Source organism: Maricaulis sp. (genome assembly GCF_048268525.1).
Taxonomy (GTDB): domain Bacteria; phylum Pseudomonadota; class Alphaproteobacteria; order Caulobacterales; family Maricaulaceae; genus Maricaulis.
This window is the reverse complement of sequence record NZ_JBLWVH010000036.1, coordinates 1-17,847: the sequence shown is the minus strand read 5'-3', so window position 1 is coordinate 17,847 and position 17,847 is coordinate 1. Positions and strand designations below refer to the sequence as shown.

At 63.7% G+C, this 17,847-nt stretch carries 17 protein-coding genes; 7 read left to right on the top strand and 10 right to left on the bottom strand.

What is annotated here, in order from left to right; all coding sequences use genetic code 11:
* Window positions 1-34: 34 nt before the first annotated feature.
* From cysE to ACN0X9_RS14515, 5 genes are all read right to left on the bottom strand, one after another.
* A complete protein-coding gene (gene cysE, locus ACN0X9_RS14535) occupies window positions 35-859 on the bottom strand; it encodes a serine O-acetyltransferase (protein ID WP_417488292.1) in 825 nt (274 codons plus the stop codon).
* The gene (locus ACN0X9_RS14530; protein WP_417488291.1) at window positions 859-1,464 is read right to left on the bottom strand and encodes an NUDIX domain-containing protein; all 606 of its coding nucleotides are present in this window, start codon (window positions 1,462-1,464) and stop codon (window positions 859-861) included. The genes cysE and ACN0X9_RS14530 overlap by 1 nt, the downstream gene beginning before the upstream one ends.
* Window positions 1,465-1,500: 36 nt before the next feature.
* A complete protein-coding gene (locus tag ACN0X9_RS14525; RefSeq protein ID WP_417488290.1) occupies window positions 1,501-4,653 on the bottom strand; it encodes an efflux RND transporter permease subunit in 3,153 nt (1,050 codons plus the stop codon).
* Window positions 4,650-5,789 (bottom strand): efflux RND transporter periplasmic adaptor subunit, encoded by a 1,140-nt coding sequence (locus ACN0X9_RS14520; RefSeq protein ID WP_417488289.1) that lies wholly within the window; start codon window positions 5,787-5,789, stop codon window positions 4,650-4,652. The genes ACN0X9_RS14525 and ACN0X9_RS14520 overlap by 4 nt, the downstream gene beginning before the upstream one ends.
* A 90-nt stretch (window positions 5,790-5,879) precedes the next feature.
* On the bottom strand, window positions 5,880-6,527 hold the full coding sequence (locus ACN0X9_RS14515; RefSeq protein ID WP_417488288.1) for a TetR/AcrR family transcriptional regulator: 648 nt from the start codon (window positions 6,525-6,527) through the stop codon (window positions 5,880-5,882).
* Window positions 6,528-6,642: 115 nt separating this feature from the next.
* On the opposite strand from ACN0X9_RS14515, the gene ACN0X9_RS14510 reads away from it, so the two are divergent.
* The 3 genes from ACN0X9_RS14510 to ACN0X9_RS14500 all read left to right on the top strand — a co-directional run bounded on the left by ACN0X9_RS14510 (window position 6,643) and on the right by ACN0X9_RS14500 (window position 10,806).
* Window positions 6,643-7,290, top strand: coding sequence for a nitroreductase (locus ACN0X9_RS14510; RefSeq protein ID WP_417488287.1), 648 nt, complete (start codon window positions 6,643-6,645; stop codon window positions 7,288-7,290).
* A gap of 348 nt (window positions 7,291-7,638) precedes the next feature.
* Window positions 7,639-9,603, top strand: coding sequence for a methyl-accepting chemotaxis protein (locus tag ACN0X9_RS14505; RefSeq protein ID WP_417488286.1), 1,965 nt, complete (start codon window positions 7,639-7,641; stop codon window positions 9,601-9,603).
* A 21-nt stretch (window positions 9,604-9,624) separates the two neighbouring features.
* A complete protein-coding gene (locus tag ACN0X9_RS14500; protein ID WP_417488285.1) occupies window positions 9,625-10,806 on the top strand; it encodes an OprO/OprP family phosphate-selective porin in 1,182 nt (393 codons plus the stop codon).
* A gap of 79 nt (window positions 10,807-10,885) precedes the next feature.
* On the opposite strand, the gene queF is transcribed toward ACN0X9_RS14500, so the two are convergent.
* Together queF and ACN0X9_RS14490 are read right to left on the bottom strand one after the other, a co-directional pair.
* Window positions 10,886-11,347, bottom strand: a complete 462-nt coding sequence (queF, locus tag ACN0X9_RS14495) for a preQ(1) synthase (protein WP_417488284.1) — start codon at window positions 11,345-11,347, stop codon at window positions 10,886-10,888.
* A gap of 40 nt (window positions 11,348-11,387) precedes the next feature.
* Entirely contained in the window at window positions 11,388-11,867 is a 480-nt protein-coding gene (locus ACN0X9_RS14490) for an Lrp/AsnC family transcriptional regulator (RefSeq protein WP_417488283.1), read from the bottom strand.
* Window positions 11,868-12,072: 205 nt separating this feature from the next.
* Between ACN0X9_RS14490 and ald the strand changes: the two genes are divergently transcribed.
* The gene (gene ald, locus ACN0X9_RS14485) at window positions 12,073-13,188 is read left to right on the top strand and encodes an alanine dehydrogenase (protein WP_417488282.1); all 1,116 of its coding nucleotides are present in this window, start codon (window positions 12,073-12,075) and stop codon (window positions 13,186-13,188) included.
* 112 nt (window positions 13,189-13,300) lie between these two features.
* Window positions 13,301-14,008: an HAD hydrolase-like protein gene (locus ACN0X9_RS14480; RefSeq protein WP_417488281.1), complete on the top strand. Its 708-nt coding sequence runs from the start codon at window positions 13,301-13,303 to the stop codon at window positions 14,006-14,008.
* Between the two features lie 80 nt (window positions 14,009-14,088).
* Here the strand turns inward: ACN0X9_RS14480 and ACN0X9_RS14475 are convergent, their stop codons facing one another.
* From ACN0X9_RS14475 to ACN0X9_RS14465, 3 genes are all read right to left on the bottom strand, one after another.
* Window positions 14,089-15,051, bottom strand: coding sequence for an NAD(P)H-dependent flavin oxidoreductase (locus tag ACN0X9_RS14475; protein ID WP_417488280.1), 963 nt, complete (start codon window positions 15,049-15,051; stop codon window positions 14,089-14,091).
* Window positions 15,052-15,173: 122 nt separating this feature from the next.
* Window positions 15,174-15,329: a hypothetical protein gene (locus tag ACN0X9_RS14470; protein WP_417488279.1), complete on the bottom strand. Its 156-nt coding sequence runs from the start codon at window positions 15,327-15,329 to the stop codon at window positions 15,174-15,176.
* Between the two features lie 103 nt (window positions 15,330-15,432).
* Window positions 15,433-16,041: a DNA-3-methyladenine glycosylase family protein gene (locus ACN0X9_RS14465; RefSeq protein WP_417488278.1), complete on the bottom strand. Its 609-nt coding sequence runs from the start codon at window positions 16,039-16,041 to the stop codon at window positions 15,433-15,435.
* Window positions 16,042-16,177: 136 nt separating this feature from the next.
* Here ACN0X9_RS14465 and ACN0X9_RS14460 point away from each other — a divergent pair, with 136 nt between their 5' ends.
* Together ACN0X9_RS14460 and ACN0X9_RS14455 are read left to right on the top strand one after the other, a co-directional pair.
* On the top strand, window positions 16,178-16,582 hold the full coding sequence (locus ACN0X9_RS14460) for a DUF2946 domain-containing protein (RefSeq protein WP_417488277.1): 405 nt from the start codon (window positions 16,178-16,180) through the stop codon (window positions 16,580-16,582).
* Between the two features lie 68 nt (window positions 16,583-16,650).
* Window positions 16,651-17,847, top strand: a 1,197-nt coding sequence (locus ACN0X9_RS14455) for a TonB-dependent receptor plug domain-containing protein (protein WP_417488276.1), incomplete at its 3' end; no start/stop codon positions are given.

Sequence of the window (17,847 nt, the reverse complement as noted above, 5' to 3'; positions counted from 1 at the left end):
CCGAGCACGATGCCGAAACGCATACGATGCGCGCTCAGCCGGAGCCTTGGGGCAGGCTCTGGTCCATGCTCTTCGCGGGCTCGTCACAGCAACTGCCGACGATCTTGGCCGGCACACCGGCAACGGTGCAGCCAGCAGGAACCGGATTCAGCACGACCGATCCGGCTGCGATGCGGGCACCATCCCCGACGGTGATATTGCCCAGCACCCGTGCGCCGGCCCCGATGAGGACGCCCTTGCCGATCTTCGGGTGACGGTCTTCATGGGCCGCCCCCGTACCGCCCAGGGTCACTTCATGCAGGATCGAACAATTATCGCCCACAACGGCCGTCTCGCCGATCACGACCGAGGTCGCATGATCGAGCATGACACCCCGACCGATCCGGGCGGCCGGGTGGATATCAAGGCCGAAACGTTCGCCGACCCGGCTTTGCAGGTGGAAGGCCAGCGTCTGACGGCCTTCATTCCAGAGCCAGTGCGCCACCCGGTGGGCCTGCAGGGCGTGATAACCCTTGAAGTAGAGGAAGGGCTGCAACAGGGAAAGACAGGCGGGGTCGCGCTCGTCGATGGCAATCATGTCGGCAGCGGCCTGCTGGACAATGTCCGGATCACCGGCCAACGCTTCCTCGGCGACGTCCCGAGCCAGCATCGAGTCCAGCTGGGCATCGGCCAGCTTGGCGGCGATACGGTAGGCCAGGGCTCCCGAGAACTTGTCGTGACGCAGAATGGCGGCGTTCAGGAAGCTGGCGAGGATTGGTTCCTCGGCGGCCGCCGACGCAGCTTCGACACGCAGCCGTGCCCAGATGGACTCGATGCCGGTCCGGGCTTCGACAGGTTCTTCGACTTGGCTGAGTGACATCACGCTCTCCTCGCGCCTTGATCCAGCATGGCAGCGGCCAGATCGGCGTCCAGCTCACCCTCCCGGGCCATGTAGTATGCCTTGAACAGCATCGCCACCGTCAAGGCGTCAGTAATCTGACCCGAGACCACCTCGTCGAGCGCATCACAAAAGTGTAGTTCCCGCGTGAGCAGGTCTTCGGTCCCCTCCGGTTCGGCCTCGCCCGGCACCAGGCCGGTGGCCAGATAGCCGATCGCGGTCTCATCGGTGACCGAGTTGGACAGATCCATGCGCAGCACCTCGCGCCAGCTTGTCGCTTGGTATCCCGTCTCTTCGCGCAATTCGCGAACAGCGCCGTCGAGAGGGTCGGCATCCAGGGCACCACCGCCTTCCGGAATTTCCCAGCTATAGCGGTCGTGCGGGAAGCGATGCTGCCCCACCAGGACAATGCGGCCATCAGCGAGGACAGGCAGGATCGCCAGGGCGTAGTTGGCAAACCCGACCACACCATAGATCCCCGGCTTCCCGTCCGGACGGGTGACCGCATGCTCGGTCACACTCACCCAGTCATTGCGATAGACCTCACGGTCATCATGCACTGTCCACGGGCCACGCATCCGGGTCATGCTGCACCTTCATCCTTGTTGAATGCCGATCTAGGGCTAGGCGTGTTCGGCCAGACCGGGCAAGTGCGCCGCCTCTCTCCGGGCCTGCTCGCGTTGCAGGGCATCGGCAAGACGGCGCTTTTTCTCCGACAGGCGGGTCAGGAAGGTGAAGGCCGCAGGCGCGAACACCAGGGCCAGCAGCGCTGACCCGGCGACACCGCCGACCATTGCCGCGGCAAAGGGCAGCCAGAAGCTGTCGCCGGACAGGATGAGCGGAATGAACCCCCCGATCGTGGTCAGCGTGGTCGAGATGATGTGCCGCGTAGCATCGACCACCGTCGCCTGCACTGCGCCAGCCTCCAGCGCCATCGCGGCCGGATTGGCCCGCAGCGCCGACAGGACGACGATGGCTCCGTTGATCGACAGCCCCATCAGTCCCATCGAGCCGACTATGGCGTTAAAGCCGAGCGGGGTCCCGAAGGCCCACACGCCGAACATGGCCAAGCCGACCGACAGGAAGGCGACGATGAAAATCACCCCGGCATAGCGGAATGAGTTGAAGGCCAGCACGACGGAGCCGATCATCAGGACCAGCAGCGGCAAGGCGGTGCCGAGCAGTCCAGCCATCGCATTGCCGCGCTCGGCGGCCTCGCCGGCGATCTGCAACTCATAGCCCGGCGGCAGGACGATTCCCGCCTCGTCGAGCGCCGCAAAGAAATGCTCCAGCGCCGGCGCCGGCAAGGTGTATGGGTCGAGATATCCATAGATCGTGTTGACGCGGCGGCCATTCTCATGGGGAATTCCGGCCACTTGTGGCGCCAGCACGACTTCTCCCAGCGCGGCCATCGGTGATGACAGGATGTCCTGTCCCGGTGTCGCAAGAGGAGAGGCGGAAACGGCTGACAGGCTGGAACGCCGCGAGTCACGGGCAATGACCCGAACCGGCAATTCCTGGACACCTTCCAGCACGCTTCCGCCTACAACGCCGTCCAATTCGCCCCGCAACCGGTTGGCGAGGTCATCGAGACGAATTCCGGCAAGTTCTGCTGCGGCCTCATCGGCCATGATGCGGGCCACCGGCTCGCCCATTTCCAACAGGGCCAGCGTATGGGTGACAGTCGGGGTGCGCGCCAGCACGGCACGGATTTCATTGCCGAGCCGGTTCAGCTCGGACAGTTCCGGCCCGACCAGCACCAATTCGATCGGCGCCGGGATCGGTGGCCCCTGCTCGAACGGCAGGGTCAACAGGCGGGCGTCGGGGAATTCCGACATCACACGGCGCTGCAGGTCCGGCAGGATCCGCGCGGTGGCTTCAGGCGACGCCATGTGCACAAAGCCGGCGGCATAGCTGGAAACGCCCGACTTGTTGCCGACCACATTGTAATAGGTCCGTGGTGCACTCTCGCCGATCACCCAGGAGACACGCTCGACACCCGGATACGACTCGATCAGCGCCGTGGCTCGCTCGGTCTGGCGCCGGGTTTCATCGATCGAGGTCGAAGACGGCAATTCCAGCGACAGCTGGAACATGTCGCGATCGGTTGGCGGGAAAAACTGCATCGGCAGGGTCGAAGCGGCGACAAAGCCGGCAATCGGCAGGAGCAGACCACCCACAAGCCCGGTCCAGGGGCGTCGGGTCACGGCGTCCAGGACAGCCCGGTACGGAGCGGCGAGCGGACCGGCACCCATTCCATGGCGCCAGAAGCGTTTCGGGCCAGCACCGGTGATGGCCGGATCATCGAACCAGGCTGCGAATGTTCCGACGACGGTCATCGCCAGCACGAAGGAAGCGACCACGGCAAAGATCACCGAGATCCCGATCATCGAAATGAACTCACCGGCGGCTCCGGGCATCAGCGCAATCGGCGCAAAGGCGAAGACGGTGGTCAGGGTCGAAGCGAGAAGCGGTGCGAACAGGTGCCGCAAGGCTCGGTCGAGGGCATCAAGCGGACCGGCACCGCGGCCCCGCATCAGCCTGTATTCGTCGACCACGACGATTGCATTGTCGATCAGCAGACCGAGCGCGACCACCAGCCCGGTCACCGACATCTGGTGCAGCGGCTCGTCATAGAGGCTGGTCAACAGCATCACGGCCAGCACGGTCAGCGGCAGCGCAGAGCCGACGATCAAGGCTGCGCGCCAGCCCATCATCAGGAACAGGACGGCGAAGACAATCAGGGCCGAATAGCCCAGATCACGGGCCAGCCCGCTCAATCGGCTGTCCACATAGTCAGCCTGCCGGAAGATCGTCTCGACCTGCACGCCAGGTACCGATGCCGCGAAATCGGCGACAACCGCGTCGGCGGCCTCGGACCAGTGATCGACGCGCAGCTCGGGTTGCAGATAGGCCGCAACAAAGACCGCGCGGCGGCCATCCGTGGTTGCCAAGGCATCAACCGGCGACCGGGCGCCCTTCTCCACGTCAGCCACATCGCCGACCCGAATGAAACCGCCATCAGGACCTTCGCCCAGCGCGATCGACCGGATCCGGTCCAGGCCATCAAACTCGCCGGCGATTTCCACATTGAGATCGACACCGCCCGCTCGCAGCTCTCCCGCTGGTGACTTGGCATCGGCGCTGGCGGTCAGGCGGGCCAGATCGGCCATGCTCAGCCCGAGGGCAGCCAGCGTGTCGGGATCGGCAAGAATGCGGATTTCTTCTTCGACTTCACCAAAAACCGCCGTTTCCTCGGTGCCGTCCATATTCCGCAGTCGGGACTCCAGATCGGTCGCCAGGCGCGACAGGATCGCCGGGTTTTCGGCACCTGCCTCGCCCCAGCTGAGCGAGACAATCATGGTCGCGGCACCGAGATATTGGCGCCGCACATCCGGCGCGACCACGCCCGGCGGAAGGGTCGGGCGGACGCTTTCCACCTGCTCGCGAATTTGCGTCCACGCCTGGTCCACTTCGGTGGCGTTCAGGTCTTCGCGGATCTGCAAGTGGATGATCGAGACGCCGGACTGCGACGTCGAACTGGTGTCATTGATCTCGGCCAGCTCATGGATCGCGTTTTCCAACGGCTCGGTCACCAAAGCTTCGACGCGCTCCGCTGAGGCGCCCGGGAAGGCCGTCACGACGAGGCCAAAGCGTTCGGTCAGGGACGGATCTTCCTGGCGGCCAAGCGTAAGCAGGGCGCCAAGGCCCGCCGCGACCAGCAAGATGACCGCCAGCACCGTCAGGCGTGAGTAGCGGAAAAACAGCGTGCTCATCGGACCGCGTCCTCACGCGTCGCGGGAATGACGATCTGGCCAGGCGTGATCCGCTGCAAACCGGATGCGAGCAACAACTCGCCATCGGCCACCGCACCGCGGACATAAATCCGTTCGGCTTCGACCCGTACGGTTTCGACGACGCGCGGCTCGAGCCGGTAGGTATCGTGTGCGTCCGGGGCGAGGACATAGACGGACCACAATCCGCGCCGGCCTTCCGCCAGGGCGGCGGTCGGGACCCAGAATCCGTCAGTTCCGATTGCTGTTTGCACTGACAGTCGGGCGATCTGCCCGGCGGCGACAGCCTGGTCGGCCTCCAGGTCGAAAACTGCGGTGACGGTCCGGGTCTGGCGGTCGACGACGCTGGAGGACGCCCGGAACCGGCCACTCAGCGAGGCGTTGTTGCCGTCGACCGCGAACTGGACGGTGTCACCGGGCTGAAAGCTGGCAGCAACCGATTGCGGCAGCCCCACATTGACTTCCAGCTGGTCGAGCTCGACCAGCTCGAGCAGGGGCTGGCCCGGAGAGGCGATGGCCCCCTCATCAGCACGACGCGCCGTCACCACACCATTGAAGGGCGCGGTCATCACGGAGAGGTCGAGTTGCACGCGAAGGGCGTCGGCAGCAGCAGCGGCAGCGTTCTGGCGCGCCAGGGCGGCCCGGGTCGAGGTCCGGACCTCGTCGAACCTTTGTTGGGAGATATGCCCACGCTCCAGCAATTGGGCTTGCCGGCTCTCGGTCTCGCTGGCCAGGGCTGTCTGGGCGGCGGCCTCGGCGGTTTGCGCTTCGGCAGCGGCGATCTGCGCTTCCACCGACCGGATGTCGAGTCGGGCCAGGACATCCCCGGCGACAACGCGGTCGCCAACATCAACATGGACGCGCTCGATCCGCCCGGCGCGCTCGAACCCGAGCGCGCTCTGACGACGGGCCGAAATCAGGCCCGGGAAGAATTCGGCGATACTGGCCTGCGGGTCATGGGTCGCTGTGATCACCGACACGCTGATCGGCGTCGGAGCCGCAGCCACCAAGTTCGCCTCGGCCCGCAGGGCGGTCACACCGAATACCAGAATGGCAACCAGCAAGGCCGCCAGCGCAACCGCGGATCCGGCCCCTAGGCGCCGCTTGTAAAGAGACATGTGAGCATCCTCGTCCTGTCACTGACGAGGATATAGGCCACTAAATGTCGTTTGGAAAGTGAACGCTGTTCACATTTATTCGAATACCAATTATTCGGTTTTGGTGAGCCCGCGCATGATCATGTCCATGTGCAGGTCGATCACCGCATCGGCGGTGACGTGCTCGGACCGCGGCATGCCATTGGGGAAGTCGTCGATACAGACGATCAACATGGTCAGACCGTGCAGGCTGGCCCAGACGCTCTTCGAGGCCACATGGGCGTCAACTTCCCGGAACGCGCCTTCCGCCTGACCAGCCTGGATCATGTCGACCAGCTTTTCCTCGGCCTCGAACGCCACTTCCTTTTCATCATGCAGGTGCGGCTTGGCCGTCACCGACGGAGAGAAGGCCATCATGTAGTGATTGGGCTCTTCCATGCCAGTCTCGACATAGGCACGCATGCAGCGGGCACAGAGCGAGCCGGTATCACCGCCCTCGTCCATCGCCGCGTGAATTCGGGCGAGAAGACGCTCGAAGAACATCTCGCGGATCGCCGTGAACAGATCGTCCTTGGACGCAAAATACTTGTAGATGGCAGCCGGCGAGTAATCGATGGCTTCCGCCAGGCGGCGCATCGAAATCCCCTCCTCCCCTTCCGAGGTGAAGATGGTTTCGGCGGCGTCGATGATGGCCTCGCGCACCTTGCGGCGGCGGCGGTCAGCCGGCGTGTCGTCTTCAATGGCGATTTCAGCGTTCATACTTGATACGTATCCCCAACGAACTCATTTTGCGTGCAGTCCCCATCAACAGGTATACCGACCACGGACCATCAAGGTCAAAGATAGTCTCGCAGCCAGCAGGTCAGGCATCATAATGAATGATACCCCGTTTCCGCCATTTCCCGCACCCGGCGAGCGCCTGTCGCCGTGCCATGGGAGTCCGGATACCATTGCCCTCCTGACCCGGCGACGCTCGGCGACAGCGATCACCATGGCCGCGCCCGGGCCATCTCCGGAACAGCGCAATCACCTGCTCGGGATCGCGGCGCGAGTGCCCGATCATGGCAAGTTGGCCCCTTGGCGGTTCATCGTGTTTGAAGGGGCTGCCCGGGCGGAGTTCGGTGATATCCTCGCGAATGCCTTTACCGACACTACGCCGGACGCGACCGCCGAACAGATAAGTTTCGAGGCCGAACGGCTGACTCGGGCCCCTCTGGTGATCGCCGTGGTGTCTTGCGTCACGGAACGGCACAAGGTCCCGGAATGGGAGCAGATCCTGTCGGCCGGTGCTGTCTGCCAGAACCTCCTGATCGCGGCTTCGGCCATGGGATTCGGCGCGCAATGGCTGACCGAATGGTATGCATTCGACCATCAGGTAAAGGCAGCACTCGCCTTGAAGTCGGGCGAGCGTATCGCCGGATTTGTCTATATCGGCAGCGTCACCGACCAGCCGGTCGAGCGAGCCCGCCCCAGCGCCCGGATCGACCATTGGTCTCCCGCGATGAGCCGAATCGGCGGCTGACCAAACCCGGCCCCCGCAGGCAGGTTGCGGCAGCCGCACGCGCCGCCGGACTGCGGTCAATCGAACGCCCGCGTCCAGGTTGAAATCGGGACATGAAAGACCACAGGCGCCCGCGCCATGGCCCGGCAGGTCGCGCCTGACCTGTCGACCGTGGCCACGCTGGCAACCGGGCGCGGTCATTTCGGGAAAACCGGAATTATCAACGGACGACTTTCCCTAACATCCTCCTAACAAATCGAAATTACATAAAACTGTCACACTGAAAACGCGCGAGGGTATGGAGCGGCCACGTTCAAGATAGCTATCAAGCGAAGACGCGTTCGGGCGCGTCTCGCCGGAGGAATGACAATGCGCGGGCTGAGCTCACTTTCCATTTATGCACGGGTCGGAATTCTGGGGGCATTGATCGCCTTCACACTGATCTCCCTTGCGGCAACGTTGTGGTACAGCGACACCGCCACGACCCGTGCCCTGGCCCGACAGGCCAACTACGCCGAGGTCGAAAGGCTGGCACTGGAAATTGAAGTCGGCGCCCTGCAGATGCGCCGCCGCGAGAAGGATTTCCTGCTTCGTTATGATGCCAGCTATCTGGACCGGTATGAAGCCGATGCGAGCGAGGTGGCGACCCGTCTTGCCCAACTCCAGGCGCTGGAAACCCCAGCCGAGATTGCGCAGGCCCGCGAGCGCCTGACCACCAACCTGCCCTTGCATCGCGACACCTTTGCGGCAGTCGTGGCGGAGCGGACCGAACTTGGGCTGACCCACGAAAGCGGCCTCCAAGGGGCACTCCGCTCTTCGGTCAGAACGGCAGAACAGCGTCTCGCCGATTTCAATGATGCCGAACTGACCGTGTTGATGCTGATGTTGCGGCGGCACGAGAAGGATTTCATGCTGCGCGGAACCGCCCGCTATATCGAGTCCTTCGACGCGCGCCAGGCCGAATTTGCCGAACTGCTTGCACAACGAGACTACCCGGCCGCCGATGTGACCGAAATCCGCGGCCTGATGAACGCCTACGCCCGCGACTTCCATGCCTGGGCTGAAGGCGACCTTGCGAATGCCGAAACCGTCAGCCGGCTGTCGGACATTTTCAGCCAGATGTCCCCGGATTTCGACCTGATACTCGATCAGGCGCAAACCGAAGGACGGGCGGCAATAGCCGAACTGGACGCGGAGCGCAGCCGCATCCGTATGCTGACGCTGGCCATGGTGATCGGCATTGCGCTGATCGCGGGCCTGTTGTGCTGGCTGGTCGGCAACTCGATCGCAGCGCCGATCAAGGGGCTCACCCAGGCCATGCAACAACTCGCCGACGGCAAAACTGACGGCACCATTCCCGCGACCGCGCAGGGTGGCGAGATCGGCAAGATGGCCGGTGCCGTACTCGTGTTCCAGAACAACCAGATCGAGATCGATCGGCTGCGCGAGGAACAAAAGCTCGCCGAGCAACGCGCGGCGGAGGAGAAGCGTCGGATCCTCAATGAAATGGCCGATGAATTCGACGCCAGCGTCGGCAGCATCGCCAATGATGTAACGACCGCCTCGACGGCCATGATCGATGTCGCCGGTCGCCTGCGCGAAGCCGCCCAGCAGTCCGACGAACGGTCGTCGATTGTTGCCAGTGCCGCCGAGGAGACCTCCGCCAACACCCAGGCCGTCGCCTCTGCTGCAGAAGAGCTGACCAGCTCTATCCAGGAGATCAACCGCCAGGTGACCGAGTCGCGCACCCTGACCAGCGACGCGGTCCAGGAAGCCGATGTCACCCGCACGACGGTCTCCGGCCTGGGCGATGCCGTCGTCAAGATTGGCGATGTGGTCACCCTGATCCAGTCCATCGCCGAGCAGACCAACCTGCTGGCGCTGAATGCAACCATCGAGGCCTCGCGGGCCGGCGATGCCGGCAAGGGGTTCGCGGTCGTGGCGTCGGAAGTGAAGGCCCTGGCCGACCAGACTGCCAAGGCGACACTGGAGATCGCCGACCAGATCGAGTCGATCCAGAAAAGTGGCGACCACGCGATTACCGCAATCGGGTCCATGGTCACAACGATCGACCGGGTCTCCCAAAGCACCACCGCGATTGCCTCGGCGATCGAGCAGCAAGACGCAGCGGCCCGGGAGATTGCCGGCAGTGTCTCGCAAGCGGCGGCGGGCACGTCCCAGGTCACCGAAAGCATTTCCGCCCTGTCGACCAATGTCCGCGACACCGATGCCGGTGCCGGAGAAGTGTTGACGGCGGCACAGGGCGTCTCGGCGGACGCGGAACGTCTGAAGGACGCGCTGGCCAGCTTCCTCGACCAGGTTCGCGCCGCCTGATCAATCCGGAAGAAGATCACCATGAAATATTTGATCCTGACAGCGGCCTCGGCGCTCGCCTGTCTCGCATCCACCGAAGCCCGGGCCCGTGAGGGTGGTTTCAGCTTCTCTCCGGCACCACGTTGGGACAGCGCGGATGGCGAGACCTCAATCAGGCTGCGCGGCCGAGTCTATTACGATCTCGCCGATATCGACTGGTCGAGTCCCAACGCTGCCTCCCCCGCCGACCGTGACGAATTTCGGACAGCCCGGCTGGGCTTCGAGATAGAACACGGGCCAGTCAAATTCGTTGTCGAGTATGATTTCGAGAGCGAGAACGCCAAGCCCAATGATGTCCTCCTGGCCATCAACCTGCCCGAGGGCCGGATCCGCATCGGCCATTTCAAGACCATGAACTCGCTCGAGGAACAGACATCCTCGCGCTACTCGACTTTCATGGAACGTGGCATCGCTACCGACCTGTTCGGTCTGGGCCGGCGGATCGGCATTGCCTATGACTGGTCGGGTAACGGGTTCACGGCCAGCGCCGGCGTGTTCGGCGGCGCCATGGACGACAATTTCGCTTTCCGCGAAGTGGATGAATCCAGCGCCATTGCCGCGCGCGTCACCTGGTCAACGGTCGTTGACGACACCCGCTGGCACGTCGGCACTTCCTGGCGCCGGACCGATCATGACGGCGGCACCCGCCTGCGGGTCTACCCGCAAGCCCATCTGAGCAACCGCTTCGCTGCAGCCGACTATCGCGCCGGAGCCCTGCTTGGCACGGCTGAAAATTCTGACTTTGTCGGCCTCGAACTCGCAGCCATCCGCGGCCCGTTCCACCTTCACGGCGAGTTTGCCCGCCTGTCCATCGACGGACCGGCCGGTTCGCCCAGCTTCGACAGCGGCATGTTGCAAGCCGGCTGGATCCTGACCGGCGAGGCCCGCCCTTACAAGGAATCCGGCGGAACATTCGGTCGCCTGCGCCCTGCCAGCAGCGTGCTAGACGGCGGGCATGGAGCTTTCGAGCTGGCCGTTCGCCACGACATCAGCGACCTCGCCGATGCCGACCTCGGTCGCATCCGTTCAACGACGGTCGGCGCCAACTGGTATCTGCACGACAACTTGCGGGTGATGGCCAATTACGTAGCCGCCAACATGAATGCCCCCACGTTCACAGAGAGCAGCGACTCACTCCAGTTCCGCATCCAGGCCGACTTCTGACCCCCCGGATCTCGGTCTAGAGAAAGGGCGCTGCCAGCCGGTAGCGCCCTTTTTCTTTATGCCTGGCTGTGAAATTTGATCAGCCGCGACCGCGATAGCCCGGCACGTCCTGATCCGGGATCCACACACCTTTTGGCGGGTCGCCGGTGGCGAAGAAGACATCGATCGGGATTCCACCCCGCGGATACCAGTAGCCGCCAATGCGCAGCCAGACCGGATCGATTTCCTTCACGAGGCGCTGGCCGATGCCGGTCGTGCAGGCCTCGTGGAAGGCGCCATGATTACGAAAGCTGCCCAGGTAGAGCTTCAGTGACTTGCTCTCGACGATCCAGTTTCGCGGAACATAGTCGATCACAAGATGGGCAAAGTCCGGCGCGCCGGTCACCGGACACAGCGAGGTGAACTCCGGGCACACGAAACGTGTCATGTAGGGGGCGTCGCAAGGATTGGCGACGCGCTCCAGCGCGGCCGTTTCCGGATTGTCGGGCAGCGGGGTCGTTGTCCCCAGCTGTCCCAGATTGTCGTAGCGATCATCGGTCATGGCGCCGACTTAGTCTCCGGCCCGCCGGTAGGCAAGCCTCTCAAGGAACATGAACCTCGTTCGGCACCGGCATGGCGGTACGCGAGAAAACCCGGCGGATGGTAAAACTGGAGACCAGGCGCGTCACGCCCGGCAGGCTCGACAGGACTTCGCGGTGGACGCGCTCGTAATCATTGGCATCGCGCACCAGCACGCGAACCAGATAGTCCGCATCACCGCTCATGAGATAGCATTCCATCACTTCCGGTACATGCTCGACGGCCTCTTCAAACGCGACCAGCGTGTCTCGCTTCTGATTGTCCAGCGTGACCTGGACATAGACGGTGATGCCCCGGCCCAGGGCGAGTTCCGACAGGATCGCCACATAGCGATCGATGATCCCGGCCCCTTCCAGCGCCTTGACCCGCCGATGGCAGGCTGAAGCCGACAGGCCGACCCGCTCGGCGAGCTCGGCATTCGTCAACCGCCCCTGCTCCTGCAGGCGATTTAGGATGGAGATATCAACACTATCAAGGCGCAAGGCACACCCTCCCGATCAAAACGTAATATTCCGCATATCATTCTGGATTATCGCGAATAGTTGGTATATACATCGCCATTAACACCGAATGTTGCACGATAATTCACAACAATCGGCCAGAGTTGTCAATTTCAATCGCGCAGGCCGCTTTCCGATCAAGACTATCGAAGAAAGTAGCGCACTGCCTAGCCCTTGAGGGATGATCATGCGTATCGGGGTACCCAGAGAAATCAAAGTCCGCGAATACCGGGTTGGCCTGACGCCGAACAGCGTCGCGGAATTCGTGCGCCACGGACACGAGGTCGTCGTCGAAACCAATGCCGGCGAAGGCATTGGATTCAGCAATGATGACTACATCGCCGCTGGAGCCTCCATCCTGCCGGACGCGGCGGCTGTCTTCGATGCGGCGGAAATGATCGTCAAGGTGAAGGAGCCCCAGCCGTCCGAAACGGCGATGCTGAAGCCCCACCACACGCTCTACACCTATCTCCACCTCGCCGCCGATCCGGTCCAGGCCGAAGGTCTGCGCAAGTCGGGCTGCCTGTCGATTGCCTACGAAACCGTCACCGATCGGGACGGTCGCCTGCCCCTGCTCACCCCGATGAGCCAGGTTGCCGGGCGCATGTCGGTCTCCGTTGCGGCTCATTGCCTGATGAAGGCCCAGGGCGGTCGCGGCACCATGCTGGGCGGCGTGCCTGGCGTTCTGCCGGCCAAGGTGGTGATCATCGGTGGCGGCGTCGCCGGCACCCATGCTGCCGAGATGGCGATCGGTGCTCGCGCTGACGTTACCGTGTTCGATCGCTCCAACCGCCGCCTGGCCGAGCTGGACGAACAATTTTCCGGCGCCGTAAAGACCGCCTACTCGACCCAGGCAGCCCTTCAGGATGCCGTGCGTGAAGCCGATGTCGTCATCGGCGCCGTGCTGATCCCGGGCGCCGCGGCACCGAAACTGGTGACGCGCGACATGCTCAAGGAGATGAAGGACGGTGCTGTGCTCGTCGACATCGCCATCGACCAGGGCGGCTGCTTCGAGACCTCCAAGGCCACCACGCATGACGACCCGACCTACATCATCGACGGCGTGGTCCACTACTGCGTCGCCAACATGCCGGGAGCCTATGCCCGCACGTCCACGCTGGCCCTCAACAATGCGACCCTGCCGCTGGGCCTGGAAATCGCCAACAAGGGCACCAAGCGGGCGATCAACGAAAATGCCCACCTGCGCGAAGGCCTGACGACCGCCGAAGGCGAAGTCTGCCACCAGCTGGTCGCCGACGATCTCGGCCTGCCCTGCGTCAAGCCGGACTGGCTCAAGGCCTGATCGACAAGACCCATGTCAAAGTCATCGGGGCGGGCATCGCAAGATGTCCGCCCCTTTGCTTTTCGGGCTGTCACGGTTACAGCGTGCAACTGTCACAAGAATCGGAAAGCCTGTGACGATCAAGCCGCCGGACAAGCGCGGCGATATGGGGACAGTGCACGTGTCGAACCGCTATGATCTGGTCATCTTCGATTTCGACGGAACCCTGGCCGACAGCCTGACCTGGTTCCGGGGCGAACTGCCGGACCTGGTCGACAAGCATGGCCTTGCCCCGATCTGCGCCGAGAAAGCGGAAGCCCTGCGCGGGCTGACGCCCAAGGCGATCATGGACGAGCTGTCCATCCCGACCTGGAAACTCCCCTTCATTGCCGCCGATGTTCGCGCTCGCGCCGCCGAAAATGTCGACAAGATCCACCTGTTCGACGGCATCCGTGACCTGATCGGGGAGCTGGTCGCGCGTCAGGTGGACCTCGCCGTGGTGTCGTCGAATGGTGAGACAGCCGTGCGCGCTGTGCTCGGCGAGCAACTATCCGGTCACTTCAGCCAGTTTGCCTGCGGTGCCGCCCTGTTCGGCAAGGCGTCCATTTTCCGCAAGGTGATCGGGCGGGCCGGCACCACGCCCGCACGAACCCTTTGCGTCGGTGACGAAGTCCGTGACATCGACGCGGCGCGGGACGCCGGCTGCGCCTCCGGTGCTGTTGATTGGGGCTTTGCGACCGCGGACATACTCGCGGCACAGGCGCCGACCCTCCTGTTCAGTCGCCCATCCGACATCATTGACCAGCTGGACAGTGCCGAGGCCCGCCGCTCAAACGCCTGATCGGCCAGCCGTAAAGCCCGCACGCAAAACCCCGCCAGGTTTTCACCAGACGGGGTTCAAATCGTTTCGCGTGATTGCAACTAGCCGAGCAGACGGGCCCGGGCCGCGTCATATTCCGCCTTCAGCTGGTCGATATAGTCGGCGGCAGGACGGACGGCCTTGACCGACCCGATTCCCTGACCAGACCCCCAGATGTCTTTCCAGGCCTTGGCCTTGGAGCCACCGCCGGAGCCGAAATTCATCGCCGACGGATCGCTTTCCGGCAGCGCGTCCGGATCAAGCCCGGCGTCGATGATCGACTTCTTGAGATAGTTGCCGTGCACACCGGTGAACAGGTTGGTGTAGATGATGTCCTCGGCCGAACCGTCCACGATGCCCTGCTTGTAGGCCTCTTCGGCCCGCGCCTCGGCGGTCGCGATGAAGGCCGAGCCGATATAGGCGTAATCCGCGCCCATTGCTTGGGCGGCCAGAACACCGCCACCGGTCGAGATCGCGCCCGAACACAGGATCGGACCGTCAAACCAGGCCCGGGTTTCGGCAACAAAGCCGAACGGCGACAAGGCACCGGCATGTCCGCCAGCACCGGCCGACACACAAATCAGGCCCGTGGCACCCTTTTCGATCGCCTTGTGGGCAAAGCGCTGGTTGATCACGTCATGCAGCGTGATACCGCCCCAGCTTTTCACGGCCGTGTTGACCTCCTCGCGCGCGCCGAGTGAGGTGATGACGACCGGGACCTTGTATTTTTCACAAAGCGCGATGTCTTCCTCGAGCCGGTTGTTGGATCGGTGGACGATCTGGTTGACCGCGAACGGCGCCGCCGGCGCATCCGGATTGGCGCGGTTATAGCTCTCGAGCTCGGACGATATCTGGTCCAGCCACTCATCCAACTGGCTCACTGGCCGCGCATTGAGCGACGGGAACGAGCCGACAATACCCGCCTTGCACTGGGCTATGACGAGATCGGGATTGGAAATGATGAAAAGCGGCGCGCCGATGACAGGCAGGCGCAGCTTCCCCTTGAGAACATCGGGTTCGGCCATGGGAAACTCCCCTCTAAGATCGACCAGGCTCACGACCGCTTCTGTGGCGGCTCGTGATTGAAAAGGGTTCATGCCGGACGTTAGAGAGAGCGGTATGGGATGTCGAGCGCGCCGTGAAGTGCTTACTCATCATGGCTGGCAGCGGCCTGCACGCCTTCGGCTGCACCGGAAAAGATCACGGCCACGGCGAAACCAATCATGGCACTGTCGGTGAGAAGCCAGCCGAGCAGCCAACCGCCGGCGAACAGGCCGGCATCGATGAGAAGGCGTCTTGTCATTCGCGCATCAAGCCACCCGATCCCGGCCAAGATAAGGCCGTTTGGAGGCAATCTCACCGGGACAGGGGCGGCCAATGTCCCACTTCCCTCATGGGCAGCCCGTTCAATCCGGCGGCGCGTCGACGTGCGCCCACATATAGTAGGCGAGCCAGGACCGGTAAGGTTTGAACATGGCGGCGGTCCGCACCGTCTTGCGCCGCTTCGAGGTCAGCCGCTCAAGGGTCTTGCGAGCCGCCACATCGCCATCCGGCCACACATCCTGCTCACCGAAATAGAAGATATTCATCATGTCGGCGGTCCATTGGCCGACGCCCCAGATTTCGGTCAGGCGCTCGGTCCGCTGCGTGATGGACATCGCTTTCAAGGCTTCGGTATCGAGGCCGACAGAGCGATGCGTTTCGGCGATCGTGACGATGGTGCGCGTCTTGGCACCGGACAGGCCGCAAGCGCGCAAGGTGTCCGTGTTTTCCGGGCAGAAATGATCCAGCAAGGGCCTGGCACCGGCACTGGCCTCAACCCGGCCCCAGATGCTCTGCGCCGCCTTGACCGATATCTGTTGGCCAGAGATCGCCCGGCACAGGTAGTCAGGAAATGGCAGATCATTGCGCCGCGGCAGTTCGAGCGGTCCGAGGCGTCGGAGCGCGGCTTCCAGCTCCGGAAAAAGCGGCGCCGAGGCCGACAGCAATCGGGCGTGGACAATCTGGTGCGACATGTCCGCAAGCTAGCGCCTCGCCGCACCAGGGTCGATATCCATGTCGCAAGCCTTCACGGATTGCCGCCCCTGACGGCCGGGCGGTGTGATTTGCCGCATGGCCAGTCGGCATGACCGATGCTATCGGCGGCTCATGATGTCGGATCTGGGACATGCTCGGGGAATCTTCGCGCGGTGGCTGTTTGTCCTCGCGGTGATCGCGGCTGTCCAGCAATCCGCCATCCCGCGCGGCTATATGCTCGACCGCAGCGACAATGGCCAGCTGGCCGTTGTCCTGTGTACCGGCCAGGGCTCGATCACACGCTGGCTCGACCTGGAAAGCGGCGAGCTTAGCGAAGAGCCAGATGACGGGCAGACCGGCAATACGGCCCAGCACTGCGCCTTTGCGGCGGCCGCGTCGCTGCTGGCCCTGCCGCAAGTCGCCGACCTGCCCCCACCATCCAATGAACAACCACTCGCCACACCCACCCGCACCACTCGGGTCAATGTCGCGCGTCAACGAGCCCGGCCGCCGGCCCGGGGCCCGCCAGCAACGCTCTGATTCCGCCAATTCCCATCTGAATCAACGGCCCGACCGGCAGTCGCCGGCGTGTGCCCTGGAGCGTTTACATGTCCCGTATCTCCCTGCAGCACAGCTGCGCCTTTTTCGCTGCGTCCGCCGGCCTGGCCCTGCTGGCTCCCACGGCGTTTGCCCAATCCACCGACACCGCGCTGACCGACATCATCACGGTCAGCACCCCGCGCCTGCAAAGCCCGACGCGCGACCAGCTCGACCCGCAGGAACAGCCTGTCATCGCCGCGCCGGACACAACCCAACTCATCGCCCGACTGCCGGGCGCAGCGGCGCTCGCCAATGGCGCCCTGTCCGGCCAGCTCCAGTATCGCGGACTGTTCGGATCGCGGCTGAATATCCGGGTCAATGACCAGATGATCGCCTCCGGCGGCCCCAACCTGATGGATCCGCCTCTGCATTACGCGCCGTCCGTCCTGGTCGAGCGGATCGAGTTTGCGCGCGGTGTCAGCCCGGTCAGTGACGGGCCGGGCCTGGGCGGCGGTTTCGACGCCTCGCTGATCACCAGCACATTCACCGAGGGGACCGCGTTCAGTCTCAGCCACGCCCTCACCCTGACCGCCCGGTCAGCCGATGACAGCACCGCCATTGGCGGCCTTGTCGGGCTGTCCAATGACAGCATCCGCTTTCATATCCTCGGCTCTCATGAGACCGGCGATGATCGTGAAACGCCCTATGGCACGATCCATGGCAGCGAGCATGAGCGCACCGTTTACGGTATTGGAGGCGGCTGGCGCTCGGGCCCGCACACCTTGTCCGTTGACCTGCGCCGCAACGAGACCGGCCCGACCGGCAATCCGCCCTTCTCCATGGATATCCGCTTCATCGACACCGACACCGCGCGGATTGCCTATCGCGGCGATTTCGACACGATCCGCCTGGATCTGGCGGCCAGCTGGAGCGATGTCGGTCATGGCATGAACAATTTCTCCCTGCGCCCCGCGCCGGGATCACCGATGATGTGGCGCGAGACATTTGCCTATGCCGAGAGCCGGACCGTCTCGGCCGCCCTCGCCCTCGCCGCCATGGGCGGCGAATTACGGGCCGGGGTCGATCATGCAGACACCGCCCACGACGTTACCATCACCAATCCGATGAATGCGGACTTCTACCTGCACAACCTGCCCGATATCGACATCACCCGGACCGGCGCCTTTGTCGAATGGGAAGGCGCGATGATCGCCGCCTGGCAGGGCGAACTGGGCCTGCGCGTCGATCATCACGGGGCGAGCGCC